At 61.9% G+C, this 3,161-nt stretch carries 3 protein-coding genes and 1 pseudogene; 3 read left to right on the forward strand and 1 reads right to left on the reverse strand.

Annotated features, from left to right (window positions below; all coding sequences use genetic code 11):
* Both ACILRA_RS21405 and rpoH read left to right on the forward strand, forming a co-directional pair.
* Positions 1-239 (forward strand): annotated as a pseudogene (locus ACILRA_RS21405) (RNA pseudouridine synthase); the annotation flags it as partial.
* 83 nt (positions 240-322) lie between these two features.
* The gene (rpoH, locus tag ACILRA_RS21410; protein WP_395664069.1) at positions 323-1,228 is read left to right on the forward strand and encodes an RNA polymerase sigma factor RpoH; all 906 of its coding nucleotides are present in this window, start codon (positions 323-325) and stop codon (positions 1,226-1,228) included.
* Positions 1,229-1,278: 50 nt separating this feature from the next.
* Here rpoH and ACILRA_RS21415 read toward each other — a convergent pair whose 3' ends face one another.
* Entirely contained in the window at positions 1,279-1,818 is a 540-nt protein-coding gene (locus ACILRA_RS21415) for a CAP domain-containing protein (protein WP_395664070.1), read from the reverse strand.
* A gap of 246 nt (positions 1,819-2,064) precedes the next feature.
* Here ACILRA_RS21415 and ACILRA_RS21420 point away from each other — a divergent pair.
* A partial coding sequence (locus tag ACILRA_RS21420) for an EAL domain-containing protein (RefSeq protein WP_395664071.1) occupies positions 2,065-3,161 on the forward strand: 1,097 nt, incomplete at its 3' end.

Consider the following 3,161-nt stretch of genomic DNA (forward strand, 5'->3'; position numbering starts at 1 on the left):
ATGCCGGTCACCCCCTGCTTGGCGATCAGGTCTATGGATCCGGGTTCCGGAGCTCCGCCATGAAGTTGTCCGCAGCCTCAAAAGCTGCGCTCAAGGCATTGAATCGGCAGGCACTTCACGCAGCGACTCTCGGCTTTGACCACCCGGTCTCCGGCAAGCCGATGCGCTTCGAAAGCCCCGCACCAGCGGATATCGTCACGCTGCTCGAGGCACTCCGCTTGAACGTCACGGAACAGTGACTATCTGTAACCGGTCTGGTGTCTTATTTTTTGCGTAATTCGGGCCTATAGGATTGGTCCAGACAGGAAAGGCTAGGAACGAGATGGCTAAGACCACTTCCCTCCCCGCGATCGCCTCCGGCGAAGCCGGGCTGCAGCGTTACCTGCAGGACATCCGCCAGTTCCCCATGCTCCAGCCTGACGAGGAATACATGCTCGCCAAGCGCTGGAAGGAGCATGGCGACGCGAAGGCAGCACAGAAGCTGATCACCAGCCATCTGCGGCTCGTGGCCAAGATCGCCATGGGCTACCGCGGATACGGCCTTCCGATCGGCGAGGTCATCTCCGAAGGCAACGTGGGCCTCATGCAGGCGGTCAAGAAATTCGAGCCGGACAAGGGCTTCCGTCTTGCCACATACGCCATGTGGTGGATCAAAGCCTCGATTCAAGAGTTCGTTTTGCGCTCTTGGTCGCTGGTCAAGATGGGAACCACGGCCAACCAGAAGAAGCTGTTCTTCAATCTCCGCAAGGTCAAGAGCCAGATCGAGGCACTTGAGGAAGGCGACCTCCGCCCAGACCAGGTGCAGTTCATTGCCAAGAAGCTCGGTGTGACCGAGGAGGATGTCGTGTCGATGAACCGCCGCCTCGGTGGCGATACCTCGCTCAACGCACATCTGCGGGATGACAGCGAGGGCGAATGGCAAGATTGGCTGGTGGATGAATCCGACAACCAGGAGGAAATGCTGGTGCAGTCGGAAGAGGCCTCCATGCGCCATGGCCTCCTGCGCGAGGCAATGGACAAGCTCACCGACCGGGAACGCCGCGTTTTCGAGGCGAGAAGGCTGCAAGACGATCCTGTGACGCTCGAGGATCTGAGCCAGGAATTCGGCGTGTCGCGTGAGCGCATCCGCCAGATCGAGGTGCGAGCCTTCGAGAAGGTGCAGAAGGCCGTGAAGAACGCCTCGCAGCGATTGCTGGCACCCAAGACGCTCCCCGCCCCGGTGGCATGACGCTGCTTGCACCAAATGACCGCCGGAGCTGATCCGGCGGTCCTCCCGGCCTACTGAAACAGACCTTTCTTTCGTGGCGTACCGAAGAAGATCTGGACAGCCCAGACCTTGCTCTCGCGCTGAATGACGCCGGTCGACACGAAATGGAAGCTGCGGTTCACCATCACCTTGCGGTGGACGCGGCTGTTGATCCACTGCTCGAGGATAGCGCGCACCTTGGCATCGTCGACCGGCGTGTCCTGCGTATCACGCGCGGCATTCTCGCCGAGTGAGGGATATTTGGTCACATCGCCCACGAGGGCCTGCATGCGGCCCTGGAAGCTCAATCCGCTCGAGGAACTATGGCCCATAAAGCCATTCACCATCATGTCGGCGGCATGGGCGCGCGCGGCATCGAGAAAGGTGTCATCGGGCGCCACGGGCTCCTTTCCCTCGCCCTCCCGGTAGGCACTGACAAGAGTGGCCAGCCTGGCTTCAAGGTCGGGCCGGAAGCGCGAGCCGCCGGGAGGTTTGGCATTGAGACCGCTGACAAAGTCGCGATAGCCCCCGGCATTGGCAGGACGCACGCCCGCCAGAAGGCACACAGCCATCACACACAAGCTGCGGCGCATCCCATCATGAGACATCAGTCAAAGACTCCGCTTACCAAGTTCATCGTTCATAGGTTGTATAAACTCCAATGCTGCAACCCTTAACCATCGGCTTTCATTCGTGGCTTACGCTGCGGTACTCATGCTCTGGAGACGTGACGCTTGCCGGTACAGTCAGTTTTGCGGATGAAAAGGCCCCTTTCGGGGCAAAGGCGCCCGTCCACATACTGGATCGGCGGCGGAGCCATGGCCGTGCTAACCGTGACGGCCACGCTGTTCTGGCCCGCACCAGCCATGCCCTTTGCGACAGCAGCAGTGCTTGCAGCTTCGGCACTGCTTCTCGGCTACCGCCTCGCTGAACGTCAGGCAGAGCGTTGCACGCATGATCCCATCACGGGCTTGCTTCCGCAGGAAGATGTCCGCACCGCTCTCGACCGGCACCTCGCATCCCCTCAGGCCGAGGCGCGAAAGGGAGCCCTCATCCAGTGCGAACTGACCGGAACCGCCGCCATTGCCGCCACTCATGGCCTGCACATGGAGGAAAAGCTCATCGAAGAGGCCATGGCGCGTCTTGCTGCCATGCTCCCGCCCGATGCGGCCGCCACCCGCGCGGGGCATAGCTCCTTCCTGATCTTCCTGCCCGGCATGAGCGATCCGATGGAGGTGGTTAACCTCGCCCGCGCCATCACGGCCAGTCTTGCCGGAGGAATTGGGCATGCAGGGCTGCAGCATGCCCTTTCCTGCAACAGCGGCATTGCTCTGGCGCCACAGGATGGATCAACCACGGAGGATCTGCTGCGCAGCGCCGAACTTGCTTTGGCCGCGGCGCGCGGGCAAGATGGCCCCGGCTACGGTTTCTTCGATCCACTGTCCGCTGCCGCCGCAACGCGCCGCCTTGACGTGCGGCGCGCTGTCCTCGCAGCCCAAGCCGCCCAATCCCTCCGGCTCGTCTACCAGCCAATTCACCATATGCGCTCGGGCGAACTGGCCGGCTTTGAAGCGCTCATGCGCCTGCATGACCCTGAATTGGGGAGCGTTCCCCCATCCGAGTTCATTCCGGCCGCCGAAGAGGCAGGTCTGATCAACGGCATCGGCAATTGGGCGCTGGATGAAGCCTGCCGTACGGCGGCACTCTGGCCGGCACATCTCGTCGTGGCCGTCAACCTTTCACCCGCGCAATTCTTGTCCGGCACGATCGTGCAGGCCGTTCGCCAGTCGCTGGAAAAGCACGGCCTTCCCGCCTACCGGCTGGAAGTGGAAATCACCGAGGGGACGCTGATGCAGGAAAGCGAACTCGTGCTCAGCCAGCTCCGCATCTTGCGGGAGATGGGCGTCGGCGTGGC

The sequence above is a fragment of the Aestuariivirga sp. genome, from assembly GCF_044239095.1.
GTDB lineage: Bacteria > Pseudomonadota > Alphaproteobacteria > Rhizobiales > Aestuariivirgaceae > Aestuariivirga.